The 16650-nt window shown below is 52.8% G+C and carries 15 protein-coding genes; 11 read left to right on the forward strand and 4 right to left on the reverse strand.

What is annotated here, in order from left to right:
* Window positions 1–8 precede the first annotated feature (8 nt).
* The 4 genes from OK412_RS05995 (at window position 9) to OK412_RS06010 (ending at window position 3682) form a co-directional block, all read left to right on the forward strand.
* Window positions 9–1052: a TerC/Alx family metal homeostasis membrane protein gene (locus OK412_RS05995; protein WP_033760724.1), complete on the forward strand. Its 1044-nt coding sequence runs from the start codon at window positions 9–11 to the stop codon at window positions 1050–1052.
* Between the two features lie 57 nt (window positions 1053–1109).
* Window positions 1110–1688: a TerD family protein gene (locus OK412_RS06000; RefSeq protein ID WP_013360015.1), complete on the forward strand. Its 579-nt coding sequence runs from the start codon at window positions 1110–1112 to the stop codon at window positions 1686–1688.
* A gap of 74 nt (window positions 1689–1762) precedes the next feature.
* Entirely contained in the window at window positions 1763–2338 is a 576-nt protein-coding gene (locus OK412_RS06005; RefSeq protein ID WP_033760720.1) for a TerD family protein, read from the forward strand.
* 87 nt (window positions 2339–2425) lie between these two features.
* Window positions 2426–3682: a VWA domain-containing protein gene (locus OK412_RS06010; protein WP_264352854.1), complete on the forward strand. Its 1257-nt coding sequence runs from the start codon at window positions 2426–2428 to the stop codon at window positions 3680–3682.
* 32 nt (window positions 3683–3714) lie between these two features.
* On the opposite strand, the gene OK412_RS06015 is transcribed toward OK412_RS06010, so the two are convergent.
* Window positions 3715–4929 carry a DUF4236 domain-containing protein gene (locus OK412_RS06015; RefSeq protein WP_264352910.1) on the reverse strand — a complete coding sequence of 405 codons (1215 nt, stop codon included), beginning with the start codon at window positions 4927–4929 and terminating at the stop codon, window positions 3715–3717.
* Window positions 4930–5614: 685 nt separating this feature from the next.
* On the opposite strand from OK412_RS06015, the gene OK412_RS06020 reads away from it, so the two are divergent.
* Window positions 5615–6286, forward strand: coding sequence for a hypothetical protein (locus OK412_RS06020; protein ID WP_122459730.1), 672 nt, complete (start codon window positions 5615–5617; stop codon window positions 6284–6286).
* Window positions 6287–6376: 90 nt separating this feature from the next.
* Here OK412_RS06020 and OK412_RS06025 read toward each other — a convergent pair whose 3' ends face one another.
* A complete protein-coding gene (locus tag OK412_RS06025) occupies window positions 6377–7228 on the reverse strand; it encodes a Vmh family MBL fold metallo-hydrolase (protein WP_163658736.1) in 852 nt (283 codons plus the stop codon).
* Between the two features lie 146 nt (window positions 7229–7374).
* On the opposite strand from OK412_RS06025, the gene OK412_RS06030 reads away from it, so the two are divergent.
* The 3 genes from OK412_RS06030 (at window position 7375) to OK412_RS06040 (ending at window position 9503) form a co-directional block, all read left to right on the forward strand.
* Entirely contained in the window at window positions 7375–8256 is an 882-nt protein-coding gene (locus OK412_RS06030) for a LysR family transcriptional regulator (protein ID WP_245115044.1), read from the forward strand.
* A 38-nt stretch (window positions 8257–8294) separates the two neighbouring features.
* Window positions 8295–8714 (forward strand): bleomycin resistance protein, encoded by a 420-nt coding sequence (locus tag OK412_RS06035; protein WP_264352855.1) that lies wholly within the window; start codon window positions 8295–8297, stop codon window positions 8712–8714.
* A 486-nt stretch (window positions 8715–9200) separates the two neighbouring features.
* On the forward strand, window positions 9201–9503 hold the full coding sequence (locus tag OK412_RS06040) for a type 1 fimbrial protein (protein ID WP_228312759.1): 303 nt from the start codon (window positions 9201–9203) through the stop codon (window positions 9501–9503).
* Between the two features lie 319 nt (window positions 9504–9822).
* Here OK412_RS06040 and gabP read toward each other — a convergent pair whose 3' ends face one another.
* Both gabP and gabT read right to left on the reverse strand, forming a co-directional pair.
* Window positions 9823–11238, reverse strand: a complete 1416-nt coding sequence (gene gabP / locus OK412_RS06045; RefSeq protein ID WP_045140002.1) for a GABA permease — start codon at window positions 11236–11238, stop codon at window positions 9823–9825.
* Between the two features lie 76 nt (window positions 11239–11314).
* Window positions 11315–12601, reverse strand: a complete 1287-nt coding sequence (gene gabT / locus OK412_RS06050; protein ID WP_022624521.1) for a 4-aminobutyrate--2-oxoglutarate transaminase — start codon at window positions 12599–12601, stop codon at window positions 11315–11317.
* 110 nt (window positions 12602–12711) lie between these two features.
* On the opposite strand from gabT, the gene OK412_RS06055 reads away from it, so the two are divergent.
* From OK412_RS06055 to OK412_RS06065, 3 genes are all read left to right on the forward strand, one after another.
* A complete protein-coding gene (locus OK412_RS06055; protein ID WP_182500568.1) occupies window positions 12712–14202 on the forward strand; it encodes a PLP-dependent aminotransferase family protein in 1491 nt (496 codons plus the stop codon).
* Window positions 14203–14299: 97 nt separating this feature from the next.
* Window positions 14300–15676 (forward strand): glycoside hydrolase family 10 protein, encoded by a 1377-nt coding sequence (locus tag OK412_RS06060; RefSeq protein ID WP_264352856.1) that lies wholly within the window; start codon window positions 14300–14302, stop codon window positions 15674–15676.
* Between the two features lie 83 nt (window positions 15677–15759).
* The gene (locus OK412_RS06065; RefSeq protein ID WP_264352857.1) at window positions 15760–16500 is read left to right on the forward strand and encodes a nitroreductase family protein; all 741 of its coding nucleotides are present in this window, start codon (window positions 15760–15762) and stop codon (window positions 16498–16500) included.
* The last annotated feature ends 150 nt before the right edge of the window (window positions 16501–16650 follow it).

Consider the following 16650-nt stretch of genomic DNA (forward strand, 5'->3'; position numbering starts at 1 on the left):
CTAAACACATGCAATCCACCCACATCGGGTTCCCGATCGAGACAGTAGCAGTTTTCCTGCTGCTGTCAGTCGGTGCCATTTTTATCGATTTGTTCATGCACCGCCATGACAAGCCAATCTCTCTGAGGAGCGCTGCAGCCTGGTCGGTCTTCTGGATCTTCATGGCGCTGGCATTTGCGGGCTTCCTGTACATCCATCACGGTCCGGAAGTTGCGAGTCTGTTCGTAACGGGTTACGCCTTGGAAAAAGTGCTGTCGGTCGACAACCTGTTTGTCATGATGGCTATTTTCTCATGGTTCGCCATTCCGAATAACTTTCGTCATCGCGTGTTGTATTGGGGGATTATCGGCGCAATCGTGTTCCGTGGCATTTTCGTTGCCATCGGTACCAGTCTGCTTGCTCTGGGCCCGTGGGTGGAAGTTGTGTTCGCAGTCATCGTGGGCTGGACTGCGGTAATGATGCTGAAAGGCGGCAATGATGACGATGGAATCGAAGACTACTCGCAGCATCTAGCTTACCGCATGGTCAAACGATTCTATCCTATCTGGCCAAAGCTCAAGGGTAATGCATTCGTAATCAGCCAGAAGGAAGTGGATGCAGAGTTGGCTAAACCAGAAAATGCCGATGTTCAGGTGGGACGCTTGTCCAAAGCAGCGCGTTACGCAACCCCGATGCTTCTCTGTTTAGCCGTTGTTGAACTTTCAGATGTGATGTTTGCATTCGATTCAGTTCCTGCAGTCATCGCGGTCAGCCGTGAGCCACTGATCGTATACAGCGCCATGATGTTCGCTATCCTCGGCTTGCGTACGCTTTACTTTGTGCTTGAGGGACTGAAGCAGTATCTGGTTCATTTGGAAAAAGCCGTTATCGTTTTACTGTTCTTCATCGCCGTGAAGCTGGGTCTGAACGCAACTGAGCACTTTTTCCATCACGGCTATTCAATCAGTGCGACTATGAGCCTCTACGTGGTTATGGGTGTACTGGCAGTAGGTATCATTGTAAGCCTACTTTTCCCGGCTAAAGACGAGCATAAAGAAGAAGGGCGCGGTTAACCGCGTCGTTAATCACAGCATACAAGGTATGCACCAACACGATTTGAGGATAACAACATGGCAGTGACTCTCTCTAAAGGCGGCAACGTATCACTTTCTAAAGTGGACCCGACTTTGAAAAACGTGAAAATCGGTCTGGGCTGGGATACCCGCTCTACCGATGGTCAGGACTTCGACCTGGATGCATCAGCTTTCCTGCTGACTGACGCTGGCAAAGTTCGTGGTGATAACGACTTCATCTTCTACAACAACCTGAAATCCTCTGACGGTTCCGTTACCCATACCGGTGACAACCGAACCGGCGAAGGTGAAGGCGATGACGAATCACTGATTATTGAACTGAACCGCGTACCACAGGAAGTGACCAAAATTGTGTTCGTGGTTACCATCCACGATGCAACCACACGCCGTCAGTCTTTCGGTCAGGTCGCGAATGCCTTCATTCGCCTGGTGAACAACGACAGCAATGTTGAAGCCGCTCGCTACGATCTGTCTGAGGATGCCAGCACTGAAACCGCAATGCTGTTTGGCGAACTGTATCGCCATGCTGGGGAATGGAAATTCCGTGCCGTAGGCCAGGGTTATGCTGGTGGTCTGGGTTCAGTTTGTGCTCAGTACGGTATCAACGCGTCTTAATAGAGTTTCACATTACGCACTGATCTTACGCCCGGTTTAACCGGGCATTAGCCAAAAGCAATGAGGAATTAAACATGGCAGTAAACCTGACGAAAGGCGGTAACGTAAACCTGTCCAAAGAAGCACCAACCATGACCAAAGCAATCGCAGGTCTTGGCTGGGACTCTCGTGCGACTGATGGTCAGGCATTCGATCTGGATGCCTCTGTATTCCTGGTTGGCGCAGACGGAAAAGTGCTGAGCGATCAGCATTTCGTTTTCTTCAACAATGCAAAAAGCCCGGACGGCTCTGTCGTTCACCAGGGTGACAACCGTACTGGTGAAGGCGAGGGTGATGATGAACAGGTTAAAATCTCCCTGGCTACGGTACCGGCTGACGTTCAGAAAGCGGTCTTTGCCGTCACCATCTATGACGCTGAAGCCCGTAAGCAAAACTTCGGCATGGTATCTAACGCTTACATCCGCATCGTGAACGAAGACAACAATGCGGAAATCGCGCGTTACGACCTGTCTGAAGATGCCAGCACCGAAACAGCAATGGTATTCGGCGAACTGTATCGCCACAACGGTGAGTGGAAGTTCAAAGCCGTAGGCCAAGGGTTTGCGGGTGGCCTGTCCGCTCTGGCTTCACAGCATGGCGTCAGCATCTAAATAAAAACGCTGTATCAGCCTCTTCCATTTTGAAGGGGCTTTTTTTTGCCTGTGTTGGCAGGTGTAACGTGATTAATGGGGATTAATATGGATCTTTTACCCGGTCAGAATACTGTTATTAGTGCCAGCCAGATAGAGGTTCGCCTCTCCTATACTCAGAAGACAACATTTCGCAGCGACTTAGATGCATCGGCTTTTCTCCTGGGAGAAAATGATAAAACGCATTCAGATGAAGATATGCTCTTCTTCAACAACAACAGCAACGCGAATAAAAGTGTCACTATGCGCTCTGAGCAGGGTGATACCTTTTTTGCTGTCGATCTGACCACTCTTCCCTCATCTGTTTCCAAAATTGCCCTGACCGTTGTGATTGACGGTCCGGATACACTGGATGGACTTGAACAGCTCAAAATGACTGTCGACGGCCATACATTTAACGTGTCGCTGCAGGGAAGAAGTGAGAAGGCGCTGATCGTAGCCCATATCTATCGCCACAATGGGCAATTCAAAATTCGAGCTGTAGGTCAGGGATTTGATGGTGGTCTGCATCCGCTGGCTCTTCACTTTGGGGTGGATGTCGCAAGCCCTGAACCAGCTCCATCTTCAGCGCCTGTTCCTGCCTCAAATACGACTGTTAGCCTGGAGAAAAAGCTGGCGAAGGCACCTGCACTGGTCAGCCTGGCGAAACCCATACGCGTCAGCCTGGAAAAGCATCGTCTCTCAGACGTAAAAGCCCAGGTTGCCTTTGTACTGGATGCATCCGGGTCAATGACCGCGCAGTTCAAGAAAGGCAATGTGCAGAAAGTTTTAGAAAGGATTGCAGCTCTGGCTGTCCAGTTCGATGATGATGGTTTAATGCCGGTCTGGGGTTTTGCCGAAAAACACAAACGGTATGAAGATGTGACCCTAGACAATCTGGATGGTTACATTGAACGGATTCAGAAAGACGGCAAGAAGGGCATGTGGGAAATTCTGCCTGGCCTTGGCGGTACGAACAACGAACCCCCAGTGCTGGCTGATATCATTCGTGAATTCAGAAATTCAACCTTGCCAGTGTATGTCGTTTTCATCACAGATGGCGGCATCAACAAGACCCGTGAAATTAAAGAGAAGATCGTCGAATCCTCTGGTTGCCCGATATTCTTCAAGTTCGTTGGTCTGGGCGGCAACAATTACGGGATTCTGGAGAAGCTCGACAACCTTAGCGGACGTCCGGTCGATAACACCCACTTTTTCCCGATCGATAACTACGATCGCCTGAGCGATGAATACCTCTATGACCAGCTGCTGGTTGAGTTCAGGGAGTGGTTAGATGCAGCGCGTAAAGAGGGTATCTGCCGCTGAATAAGCATAACCGGCCATGAGGCCGGTTTTTATTATACACTGAATGGCGTGATGGGCTGGAAGAGGTATGTTGAGCTCATGCGTCTTTGTACTTCGAAGCGCTCAAAAGCCTCTACCGGGTTGACGTAATCCAGATTGCTGAAATTCAACCCCTCAAAATCCCGTCGGTTGATCCTTGCAGAAACAATATACTCATCTTCCAGAAAACCACTTTGCTTGCTTATGCGCTGTGTGAAGCCGCTTATAACTACCTTCTCAAAGGGAAGGGCACAGAATGCCATACCGGCTACTCGCATCAGTATGCCGTGAACGTGTAGCGCGTATCTTTCCCTGACTGCCTTCTGTGAAATTTCCTTTTCCAGAATCTCCGTTCCCTTTGCGTTTAACCGAACCGTCGAAGTAGGCATATCTTCAACTTCCGGGCAGTCGACTTCTATCAGGATGGCAGAGCGTTCTGGTTCAACCTGGAAGGCCACTAACGTTTCACGGGGCCAGTCAGTTGCCTGTAGTACCTCAGTCAGTAAGGATTCGAAATACCCGCTGTCGGCGTCAAAACGGCGGTCGATATCACCAGCTGCATGCTGAATCTTTTTATCGTGTTCTGCAGCGTCATACTGCCAGTGCGAGTATTGTTCTGCCCAGAGCTGGCGAGCCGTCTGGTATCGCTTCAGGGTTAGCGCATTTTCCTGCTGGCACATTTCGACTTCACGTTGCCATCTTTCCAGATTCAGACGCTGTCGTTCCTGACGTGCGTCTGCAGATTCGAACATCCGGCCAATGAAACCACGGCCATGATCATCACCAGGCTGTGTAGGTTCAGCTAACGGGACGGGTTTATCCGGGCGCATGGGGGCGGGTACTGCGTATGGCTTAAGTGCCAGTTCACGGTAATGATGAAGTAACTCAGAGTATGTATGCCCGTTTCTGGGATCAGGCGTCAGCAAATGGATATTAATGATGGCCTCCACCGCGCTGTTTAACGCCTCGACTTCCCTCTCAAGTTCATCACGCAGGTGTCCATTTGCTTCGGCTTGAAGTGCTCTCTGTCTGCTTGAAGAACTGGCCCGGTCCAGCCGTGTCCGGTAGCTAAGGCCGGTGCCTGGCAGACCAAAGTTTGCGTATGTTCCTCTCTTACCGAACGACACAGATGCACCTCGCGGCCCCACGCTCATGCTCGCACCTGAACCACTGAGGTTTAGCCTGACTCCCGGCATTATACTTATTGATTTTCGAAATCTTAGTCCCATTTCCCTGACCATAAGTTTATAAGTACTGGAAGAGTATATTTTTATGTCATAAGTGTCTTCGGTAGTCGAATAAATATTTTCTTGAGGTCGTGCCTGCACTCTTCTTGGGGGTTGTCCGGTAGAGAAGCGGCCGTGCTGATAACTGGGGTCGAGGGCCAATTGAACGGAAATGTACGATAAGAGAAAAATAATCGTATAAAAAATCGATTAGTAGACATCAATGCCTATTAAGTGCCATTTCACGATCTAAAAATCATTTATAGGGTATTTTTCATGTCTATTATGTGAATGTTTATCAGCCAGTTACTTTACTAACATACGTTTTCGTTCCATTGGCCCTCAAATTCTCTTTACTATCTGTGATAAAGATCAACGCGACGATCTGACGAAGCAGCAGCGTGATGCCTTGGCGACCGCACTGAACGTGATCAAAAAAGGGTTAAGACATGACTGAACGCGATATTTTCAGTGAAGTGATGACAAGTGTGCAGGAGCTTAGGGAGCTTCAGAAGGGCAAAATCACACTTAAGAGTTATAAGGTCTCCAGGCGCACCCGTTTCCCCAATTCGCCTCATAAGTTCACGCCTCCCGCCCAATCTTAAGGGGGTCACATTCAGACCAACGACACTTTTCACCCTGATCAGGGCGTGGCAGGATAAGCGCAATCTATCAAGGAGTGTGCCTGATGTTACTGAAAGGTATGAACGATCCGCTGCTGAAAGCGTATCAGCATCCCAAATCACGGATGATGATCAGTCGTTTCAGGGGGCTGGCGGGGGATCGAAGACTCAGTGACTGGCAGGCGTTCTGTATTCTGGTCACCGGCTTTACCAATTACTGGTATGTGCATGCAGGTCACTACACTATTAATGTCACACTGACTAAAACCCGCCAGTTCGACTTCCTGCAGGACTTTCTGCATTTCACGGTTACGCTGGATGGGTTAATTGGTGATGAACATTTTCGTAGTCCGGACTTTGTGCTGCCCCATTACGATGTGCCCTACGAATTCTGCCGCTGGCGTAACAAGCGCGGCTATGATGCGTTAACTACCTATATCAGCAAGCAGGGTGTGAAATCCCATAAAGGGATATTTGTCGCCTCTGAAGGGGCTTCCCCGGAAGAGCAGGTGATGAAATGGGAAGGTGTGGTCAACGTCTATGACAAAACCTTTTTTAGCGTGACTAACTTCAGCACCACCCAGGAATTTCTGATCAAAGACATCAGTAAATCCATACAGGAAGGATTGCTGAAGCACCTGAGTTTTTACCGCGATCTGTTTCACTATATCTTCCCCTCACCAGCGGAGGCGCGGTTGCAGGCGCGCGATGACAGGCGCTATCTGGCTAAAAGATAGCGCCCGGGCATCTTTAGATCAGGTCAATGGGTTCAGCCGGGTCTGCTTAAACGTTGCAAACCTGGTAGTCAGCTGACCTCTCAGCGGGGTTTACCACTTCATCTCGCCGGTATTAACTTTGGCGCTGAGTTCCAGTGAAGCCGGTTCTGCCAGTTTTGGCCAGGCGGCTTTCATGGCGGTAATCACCTGCGCTGAGGTTTTATGTTGCGCCAGCGCCGCCTCAAAACTCTTCAGATAATTCAGGGTGAAATCCACCGCCTGTGAACCGGCCGGACGGGCACCGAGATAGTGACCCGGAATTACATTCTTCGCGTTCAGCGTCTGCATTTCGGTCAGGATATGACGCCATTCAGCGCGGCTCTGGACGGTCTGAGTGTCAGCCGTCCAGACATGAATGCCCGAGGAGAGGGCGGTACCGCCCAGAATGGTGCTTGCAGACGGGATCCAGATATAAGCGGCGTATTGCTCCGGATGACGCAGCTCCAGCACCTCGCCGTCGACGCTAAAGCGGGTCTGATGGGTCACTTCAGGCACGAACACCTTATCCGGCGCGCCCTGCTTCATCTGTGGACCCCAGTATTTCAGCTTGGCGTCATGCGTCTGCTGGATATGCTTCACCACCGCCGGCGCGGCAACCACCTTCACGTCCGGCCAGGCTTTAACAATTGGCTCCAGACCAAAGTAGAAATCGGGATCGCCAGAAGTGATCACAATTTCCTTTAACGTTTTTCCGCTCTTTTTAATCATCTCTGCCAGTTTTTCACCGTCCTGGGTGCTGAACTGGGCATCAAACAGAATCGCTTCGGTTGGCCCACTAACCAGCGTTGAGGAGACGGCAAAGATGCCCTTTTCCTGCGGATTATAGGTTTGCAGTTGCAGGGTGGCCGCGCTGGCGGAGGCCGAGGCCAGCACCAGCATCACAGGTAACAGCTTAGTTTTCATTGAGGATCCTCAGAGATAAATGCCCGATTCAGGCAGGCGTAACGGGCGATTTTCAGTATCAGTGGCGCTATTCTACGCATCTGGCTATCTGTTATAATTCCCGCAATCAGAGATGCTGAGTTTCATAATCCGAACAGGTGGAGTGGATGGACAGAGTCACGGCGGCAGCCGTTTTCAACCGGATATGTGAACTGGGCAGCCTGAGTGCCGCCTCACGATCGCTGGGGATCTCTCGCCCGATGGTCAGCCGTTATCTGGAGGAGATGGAAAAGTGGGCGGGAACGCGTCTGCTGCATCGCTCTTCGCGCCAGCTGACCCTTACGCCTGCCGGTGAGGCGATCCTGCAAAAAACCCGTCAGCTGGCCCTGCTCTCAGAGGCGATCCAGCAGGAAACTACCCAGGGCGTCCCGGCCGGAACGCTTCGCATCGCCTGCGCCCACTTTACGGCTCTTCATCTTGTCGGCCCGGTGATCCCCGATTTTCTGGCGCGTTATCCGGCACTGCGCATCGAGCTGGAAATTAACAATCAGCCAGTAAGCCTGATTGGTGAGCGTATCGATCTCGCTATTCGCATCACCGACTCGCCAGAGCCGGGGGCGATCGCACGCCGTCTTGGCGAATGTCACTCGGTACTCTGCGCGTCACCTGAGTATCTTAAGGCGCGGGGTAACCCGGAAACCCCGGACGATCTGGCTCAGCATAACTGCCTCTACTACAGTCGATTTGCCGGACAGAGTTGGCATTTTACGGCGGCTGGCGGGGAGAAAATCGCGGTTGCCGTCAGAGGAAATTTCAGTGCGGGTATCTCCTCACTGTTGTGTGACGCGGCGATAGCGCATTGCGGGATAGCGATGGTGCCTGAGCAGGAGGCTCGTCACGCACTGGAAACAGGGAAGCTGGTAAAATTACTGCCCGATTATGAGCCGCAACGCATCGGCATATGGGGGCTTTACCTGTCGCGTGAGCACCAGTCTGCCGCATTGCGGCTGATGCTGGATGAGCTGCAAATCACAATCCAGAACCGGTGATCAGAGGGGCGAGTTACCGATCAAAATGGAACCTTACTATGAGTGATAATCAAACTCTTTACTGGAACCCTATGGTGCCAGAACTGACCGTCACTGACTTTGCCGCCTCGCTGCATTTTTACACCGTGGTGCTGGGTTTCAGTGTGAGAATACAGCGCCAGCAGCCTGATTTTGCTTACCTCTGCTATGGAGAGGTGCAATTGATGATTGAGCAGTTCCACCCGCAGGGCTGGAACGTAGCCGATCTACGCTGGCCGCTGGGGCGAGGTATTAATTTCCAGATTGAAGTCGACGATGTTCAGGCTGTGCTGACGCGTTTGCAGCAGCATGCCGTTCCGCTCTTTCAGGCGCTTCGAGACAACCACTATGACACCGGTGAGACCACCGCCTGTCAGCGGGAGTTTCTGGTGCAGGACCCCGATGGTTATCTGCTGCGTTTCAGCCAGTATCTGGAATAAGCTGAACGTGTTTTGGCAATATTAATCAGCAGGAGAATGGCTTGAGTAAAATAAACATTCTCTTCGGATATTTTATATTGACTGTTCAATCATGATCAACGGAAGCCTTTAATAGCAGCGTAGTAAAGTCATCTAAAGCGCGAAGAGTTACCTGCTGTTTACCACCGTCACATTAATCATGACCTTTTCCACTAACGGAAGGCGCTATGAATAGCGTGTTAACGATTGCAAAGCGTCATTAAGTCACAGGCGGCCGTGATTTGCTGCTACAAAGCCATAATAAAAAAACGAATGTAAGAAAGAAAATTTATCCAGCGATGGTCTACACTCTCGTTAGCTGGCTGGATTAGGATTATTCTCAACAAAGGTTTTTAAGGGATTTCATTGGGCTAAGCGTTCGTACATTTACATTTATTCGTTCACTCAGCACTTAATCTTTGGGAATGTGAGCCGATAACAGGTGATACATACTCAGGAGGACGCACAATGAAATCTTTTTTATCTGTCTGCATTAGCACGCTGCTGATTGCCCTGGCCGGACCGGTTATTGCGGATTCAGATTCTGGCACTATTACCTTCAGCGGAGCCATTACTAATGGTTCATGTAATATGAATGTCGGACAAAATCCTGTCGTGTTTGACTGTTTTGATCCCGCCAGTGGTAAGGCTGTGGCCACTACTGCTGACCTGATGAATCCCGAATCGCTGACCAAGTTACCTCTGGAAGTAAAAATGCACTGGTTTAATCCTGAAAAGAGCAAAGGGATACTTTACGTTACCTATCTTTAACGCTTCTCCTGAAGTTTTATTCTGAACGACAGTGCAATGCCTTAGCAGCAACGGTGACATGGAACCTAAAGATATAAACCCATAACCAATACAGGGTTTATCATTAAGTCACTAAGAGCCAGTGAAGTATCTTTTTTGAAATTTTTAAGTCAGCATCGGGGAATTCAGTTTACCATATTCATCATCAGCAGATAATGTGTGCATCTTATTAATCCCTTGCATAATCGAGGGTTAATACGCGTTGCATCTGTTGATATGCAAAAAAAACCCACCTTTGCTGTCAAAGGTGGGTTTAATTTATAAAAAGCTTGCGTGAAGATCAGTAAGAGTCAGAAGATCGCTGAGTAAAATATTTCGTGCTCTGACGCTTCTCCTTTTTACGACGCAGCACCAGGCTGGTGGTAATAATCAGCAGCGTCAAACCGCCCGTTGCCAGTAATTCAGCCTGATGTTTCGCATCAAACAACATGATTATCAGCACCGTGACGATAAACAGGATAGTGACCCACGTCAGGCCAGGAAATAACCACATCCGGTAACTCAGGACTTCACCCGCTTTCTCGCGCTTTTTACGCAGCACCAGGTGGGACGCAGCGATCACCAGATAGACCAGCAGTGCAATCGCTCCCGATGTGGCCAGTAAAAATTCAAACACCACGCTGGGCGCCAGATAATTGGCGATCACCGCCAGAAATGCAGCCGCGGTAGAGAGCAGCACAGCAATCCACGGCGTGCCGCTGCGATTGGTACGTGAGGCAGCCGACGGTGCATCTTTGCGGCGTGACAGAGAGTAGAGCATGCGCGAAGAGGTATAAAGTGCAGAGTTAAGACAACTGCACACCGCCATCAGCACCACCAGATCGACAATCAGTCGGGCGTGCGGGATGTTCATCGCCTGTAACACTGTCTGCCATGAACCCTGTTCAACCAGCCCTGGTGCATTCCACGGCACCAGCGCCACTACAAAGAAAATCGACAGCAGATAGAACAGTGCAATACGCCAGATGACGGAGTTAGTCGCCTGAGTAATCTGCTTACCGGGATTCTTCGACTCTGCGGCGGCAATCGTGACAATTTCTGTGCCCATAAAAGAGAACATGGTGGTCAGGATGGCAGCCACGACCGCGCCGATACCATTTGGCATAAATCCGTGAGTGTCATAGAGATGCGACAGGCCGCTGGTATTGCTGTCAGGCAGCAGACCAAACACTGCCGCACCTGCCACGCCCAGGAACAGGATGATGGCAACGACTTTGATCAATGCAAACCAGAACTCAAACTCACCATAATTTTTCACGCTGAGCAGATTGGTAATGGTCAGCAACAGGGTGATAGCAAACGTGAACTGCCAGATGGCGACATCGGGGAACCAGGCATGAAGAATGGTTCCCGCCGCATTGGCTTCCAGCGGGATCACCAACACCCAGAACCACCAGTAGAGCCAGCCGATGGTAAATCCGGCCCAGCGTCCCAGCGCTTTATCGGCGTAGGTTGAGAACGAGCCTGAATCGGGTGAGGCGACGGCCATCTCGGCCAGCATCCGCATAATCAGGACCACCAGCGCACCGGCAGCGGCATAAGAGATCAGCACCGCGGGGCCCGCTTCAGAAATAGCATGGCCGGAGCCAACAAACAGCCCGGCGCCAATCACGCCCGCAATTGAGAGCATACGCACGTGGCGCGGTTTCAGGTTTTGAGCCAGCGAATCTGCATTCGCACTCTGAGTCATCGTCATGTAAACGTCTCCTGTCGACGTCCGGCCTGGATGGCCGGACGAACGGGGATGAACTTGCGTTAACGCGTCAGCGAAATCAGGCCGGGACGACGGGATGTCCGACGGGTGCGACACAGTGATCGATCACCGTGGAGAGAATGGTCAGCGCCTGGCTGAACTGCGCATCCGGAATGGTGAGCGGGTAGAGGAAGCGGATGACGTTGCCTTTGGCTCCGCAGGTCAGCAGCAGCAAGCCCTGTTCCATCGCCATCTTCTGAACCGCCTGCGCGGTGCTGGCCTGATAGAACTCCATCGCCACCATCGAACCCAGCGCACGCACTTCAGCAATGTCCGGATGTTTGCGTTGATGTTCCTGAAGTTCTGCTTCAAGCCGGGCACCGAGATCAACGGCGCGCTGGCAGAGCTGCTCCTCTTCTATTACATCCAGCACCGCATGGGCCGAGGCGATAGCCAGCGGGTTGCCGGCATATGTTCCGCCCAGACCACCTGGTGCAGGTGCATCCATCACCTCTGCACGACCAGCGACCGCGGAGAGCGGCATCCCGCCTGCCAGGCTTTTCGCCATGGTGATGATATCGGCCTTCACCGGGTAGTGTTCCATGGCAAACAGCTTGCCGGTACGGGCAAATCCACTCTGGACTTCATCCGCAATCAGCAGAATGCCGTGACGGTCAGCCAGCTCCCGCAACTGCACCATAAACTCTGCAGGTGCCGCATGGAATCCACCTTCGCCCTGCACCGGCTCCAGCACGATCGCGGCGACGTCATGGGGCGCAATGTCCTGCGTAAAAATTTCTTCAAGGCTGGTCAGTGCCGCCTCGATGCTGATCCCCTGAACCGCGCTGGGATAGCGTGCATGGAAGACTGACGGCGGCATCGGGCCGAAATCCCGCTTGTAGGGCGCTACTTTTCCGGTCATCGCCATGGTCATAAAGGTGCGGCCATGGAATGCGTTACCAAAGGTGATGATGCCGTGACGGCGGGTATAGGCACGCGCCACTTTTACGGCATTTTCTACCGCTTCCGCCCCGGTGGTGAAGAAGGCCGTTTTCGCCGCACCGGCGATGGGAACCCGCTGATTAATACGCTCGGCCAGTGCGATGTAGCTTTCGTAAGGGGTGATCTGGAAAGCCGTATGGGTAAACTTTGTTAATTGATCGGCAATCGCCTGTTCAATGCGTGGATGGCGGTGGCCGGTGTTCAGTACCGCGATGCCGCCCGCGAAGTCGATCCAGCTATTACCCTCCTGATCCCATAAGGTGGCGTTCTCTGCCCGGGCAACGTACCAGTCGCACAGCGTACCGATACCTTTGGGGAGAGCCTGTGCTTTGCGCTGCTGCAACAGGTTATTTTTTTCGCTCATTTATTCCACCTCGTTAATATGCGTGTTTACAATTCCCGACAAACACGTTTATTTATGCCTGAGGCGTGGTGAGTTGCCAGAGCCAATTGTCAGAGGAAAGGTGGAGCCAATTGCGACTCTTATACGCAGATCATCTATTAGCGCGGTTACAGTTTTTAAGAACTGGCTCATTACATCAGCGGCTGCTGAACTGCATGCAGGCCGCGATCGCTGAAGAGGTGTTTCCGCGCGGAAGCCGTTTGCCGCCAACCCGCGATCTGGCGCGCGAGCTGGGCGTGTCGCGAAACACGGTTATGCATGTTTATGAGAGCCTGATGGCGCAGGGCTATGTCACCGCGCGGACCGGCAGCGGCACCTGGATTGCAGAGACGCTGCCGGAAAACTCTCTGCAGAGTGATGCGATAGCCGACCTTCAGGCGGTGAAGGCGCAACGACCGGCAACGCTGTCGAAGCGTGGCGCCAGTCTGCTGGGGCACGCGACAGCATCGCCTTACCAGTGGGGCGCGTTTGTCCCCGGTGCGCCCGATGTGACCGAATTCCCCCACAAGCTGTTCAGTCAGATTCAGGCGCGTCTGAACCGTGAGCCTGACGTTCACCGCCTGGTCTACAGCAGCGGCGGTGGCTGTCCCGATCTGCGCCATGCGCTAGTGGATTATCTGCGGGTGGCCCGCTCAGTGCGGGCCGATGCTGACCAGATCCTGATCACCGAAGGGGTTCATCAGGCGGTTGATCTGGTGACGCGGGTGTTGTGCGATCCTGGCGATCGGGTCTGGATGGAGGAGCCAGGCTACTGGGGAACGCGCAATCTGCTGCGCATGAATGGCCTGAAGATTCGGGCGATGCCCGTGGATGAGCAGGGACTGGTGCCGGACAGCGGCCCGGCACCAAAGATGGTGTTTGTGACGCCCTCTCATCAATATCCGCTGGGTGTGCATCTGAGTCTGGCCCGTCGTCAGGCATTGCTCACCCTTGCACGTCGCCATCAGAGCTGGATTGTGGAAGATGACTACGACAGCGAATTTCGTTTTTCCGGCCAGCCTCATCCCTCACTGCAGGGGCTGGAAGCGGATGCGCCGGTCATTTACATGGGAACGTTCAGCAAAACGCTCTATCCCGCGCTGCGCATTGGCTACATGGTGGTGCCGAAACCGCTGGCACAGCCGTTGCGCATCGCCGCGGCAGAACTCTATCGCGGCGGACATCTGCTGATTCAGCGTGCGCTGGCGGAGTTTATCCGGCTGGGCCATTACATGGAGCATATCCGCCGGATGCGACTGCTTTACCGCCAGCGGCGGCAGTTTCTCTGCAGGCTGATCGAGCGCTATCTGGGGCCAGCCTTTTTACCGGCATTCAATCATGAAGCGGGGCTGCATCTGGTGATCCCGCTGCCAGCAGGCGCGGATGACGTGGCGATAGCCGCGGAGGCGCTAAAGCGCGGCGTCAAAGTACGGCCACTTTCGCAATATTATATGCACCCTCAGGAGGCGCGCGGATTGCTGCTGGGTTACGCCTGCGTCAATGAGCGGCAGTGTCAGGATGCGTTTGGCACACTCAAAGCCTGTCTTGCGTCAGCCGGAATGGTATTCACTCCGCAGCGCTAGCGGGTTCAGGGGCGCTTTTTTTGAAGGAGGGCGGTTTTACTGCCGCCTCTGTGCTAACGCATTGACATTTAATCAGAGTCACCGAGAATACTCCTCTTTGCGCCCCGACCAGACAATACTGGAGTCTATCATCGCCTTTAAACCCTTTACTGCACCGGCCCGTGCGGCTATTAAGCGAGGCGCCGCGCTGGCTGCCGCGTTGTTGCTGGTCAGTTGCGCATCTGAGCCGCCGAAATCGCTGGTCACACCTTTTCCGCCCGTGACGAAACAGCCGTTACCGACGCCCGGCAAGCCAGCACAACCTCATGCGCAGGAACCGATGCGGGGCGTCTGGTTAGCCACGGTTTCACGTCTTGACTGGCCGCCGGTTGCGTCGGTAAATGGCACCAGTCCGGCGCAGCGTATCCGCCAGCAGCAGCAATCGCTGATCGAAAAGCTGGATAAGCTGAAAAGCCTGGGCATCAACACGGTGTTTTTCCAGGTTAAGCCTGATGCCACTGCGCTCTGGCCCTCAAAAATCCTCCCCTGGTCAGATATGCTGACAGGAAAAATTGGTGAAGATCCGGGCTATGATCCGCTGCAGTTTATGCTGGATGAGGCGCATAAGCGCGGTATCAAAGTCCATGCCTGGTTCAACCCTTACCGGGTGTCGGTAAACACTAAATCGTCTACCGTCAGCGAACTCAACCGCACGCTGTCACTGCATCCGGCCAGCGTTTTTGTGCTGCATCGCGACTGGATCCGCACTGCAGGCGATCGCTATGTACTCGATCCGGGTATCCCTGAGGCGCGTGACTGGATCACCAGTATTGTGGCCGAGGTGGTGGCGCGTTATCCCATCGACGGTGTGCAGTTCGATGACTACTTCTATGCGGAATCTGCCGGTTCACTGCTCAACGATAATCAGACCTTCAGCCGCTACGGTCAGGGGTTTGCCAGCAAAGCGGACTGGCGGCGTCACAATACTCAGCAGCTGATTGAGCAGGTGTCACGTACCATCAAACAACTGAAGCCGGACGTGGAGTTTGGTGTCAGCCCGGCGGGCGTCTGGCGTAATCTGTCGCATGATCCTGCCGGTTCCGATACCCGCGGAGCGGCGGCGTATGATGAAGCTTTTGCCGATACCCGCCGCTGGGTGCAGCAGGGCTTGCTGGATTACATTGCACCTCAGCTCTACTGGCCATTTTCCCGTCAGGCGGCCCGATACGACGTGCTGGCAAACTGGTGGGCAGAGGTCGTGAAACCGACCAAAACCCGGCTCTACATCGGCCTTGCTCTCTATAAAGTGGGCGAGCCGTCAAAAGTTGAGCCTGACTGGACACAGCAGGGCGGCGTACCGGAGCTGAAAAAGCAGCTCGACCTTAATGAATCGAACCCCAATATTGATGGCACGATTCTGTTCAGAGAGAACTATCTGAATCAGCCGCAGACTCAGCAAGCAGTCAGCTATCTTAAAAGCCGCTGGGGAGGCTGAGAAACGCCGCGACAGCATGACCAGTGCGGTTAAGTTTTTCCTTGTGACTTGCTGCTATTCTTGCGCTTTATATGGGAGGAACCATGAGCGAACTGATTGATATTTTTACAAGTCACAAAAGTGAACGCAGTTTCACTGAGCAACCTGTCGATGAAGCTGTGCTGGATCGGATTATCAGTACCGCTTATCGCGCACCGACATCAGTAAACTCGCAGCAGGTTTCTGTGGTGATCACGCGTGATGCCGGCCGTCGCGCACAGATCGCCGCCATTGCAGGCGGTCAGCCGTGGATTGCCAAAGCACCGGTGTTTATCACCTTTGTGCTGGATATGCATAAATCAGCCGTGGGAATGGCCGCTGTCGATCAGCAGCAGATCGCCCATCAGAGCATTGAGAGTATCGTGTCGGGTTCTACCGATATCGGTATCGCGCTGGGATCGGTAATGGCGGCTGCGCGTGCCGAAGGTCTGGGGATTGTGCCAATTGGTGGTATCCGTCGCGACCCACAGGCGATGATTTCACTGCTGGAGCTGCCGCCGCTGACCTTCCCGGTGGCGGGTGTGGTAATCGGTCACGTAGACGAACCGGCTCATCAGAAACCACGTCTGCCTCTGGCAACGTTCCGCCATGATGAGATTTACCAGACGCAGGGTCTGGAGCAGCAGATTGCGGCCTACAACGATGAGATGGTTCAGCACTGGAAGACGATTGGTCGTAATGACGGTGAGAGCTGGAGCGAAAGCGTCAGCGGTTACTATAAAAACATCTACTTCCCGAATGTACTGCCAGCACTGCTGAAGCAGGGTTTTGGCACAGATAAATAGTTCGCTCTCGTTATTGAGTGAATAGAAAAAGGCCATCCGTAGCGTTTACGGGTGGCCTTTTTCATTTTGTTACTATAACGAAAGGTGACTTTCCACGGCGTAACACATAATTTCCCTTTTAACCGAAGCGCAACTGCCTCTAACACTTAC

It is taken from the genome of Pantoea sp. JV6, from assembly GCF_025910055.1.
In the GTDB taxonomy this organism is placed as follows: domain Bacteria; phylum Pseudomonadota; class Gammaproteobacteria; order Enterobacterales; family Enterobacteriaceae; genus Pantoea; species Pantoea agglomerans.

Bases quoted from the DNA above. Each gene is read 5' to 3' on its own strand.
- OK412_RS06000 (WP_013360015.1), top strand. From the start codon at position 1,110: ATGGCAGTGACTCTCTCTAAAGGCGGCAACGTATCACTTTCTAAAGTG.
- OK412_RS06020 (WP_122459730.1), top strand. From the start codon at position 5,615: ATGTTACTGAAAGGTATGAACGATCCGCTGCTGAAAGCGTATCAGCAT.
- OK412_RS06030 (WP_245115044.1), top strand. From the start codon at position 7,375: ATGGACAGAGTCACGGCGGCAGCCGTTTTCAACCGGATATGTGAACTG.
- OK412_RS05995 (WP_033760724.1), top strand. From the start codon at position 9: ATGCAATCCACCCACATCGGGTTCCCGATCGAGACAGTAGCAGTTTTC.
- OK412_RS06015 (WP_264352910.1), bottom strand. From the start codon at position 4,929: ATGGGACTAAGATTTCGAAAATCAATAAGTATAATGCCGGGAGTCAGG.
- OK412_RS06005 (WP_033760720.1), top strand. From the start codon at position 1,763: ATGGCAGTAAACCTGACGAAAGGCGGTAACGTAAACCTGTCCAAAGAA.
- OK412_RS06065 (WP_264352857.1), top strand. From the start codon at position 15,760: ATGAGCGAACTGATTGATATTTTTACAAGTCACAAAAGTGAACGCAGT.
- OK412_RS06035 (WP_264352855.1), top strand. From the start codon at position 8,295: ATGAGTGATAATCAAACTCTTTACTGGAACCCTATGGTGCCAGAACTG.
- OK412_RS06025 (WP_163658736.1), bottom strand. From the start codon at position 7,228: ATGAAAACTAAGCTGTTACCTGTGATGCTGGTGCTGGCCTCGGCCTCC.
- gabT (WP_022624521.1), bottom strand. From the start codon at position 12,601: ATGAGCGAAAAAAATAACCTGTTGCAGCAGCGCAAAGCACAGGCTCTC.
- OK412_RS06040 (WP_228312759.1), top strand. From the start codon at position 9,201: ATGAAATCTTTTTTATCTGTCTGCATTAGCACGCTGCTGATTGCCCTG.
- OK412_RS06010 (WP_264352854.1), top strand. From the start codon at position 2,426: ATGGATCTTTTACCCGGTCAGAATACTGTTATTAGTGCCAGCCAGATA.
- gabP (WP_045140002.1), bottom strand. From the start codon at position 11,238: ATGACGATGACTCAGAGTGCGAATGCAGATTCGCTGGCTCAAAACCTG.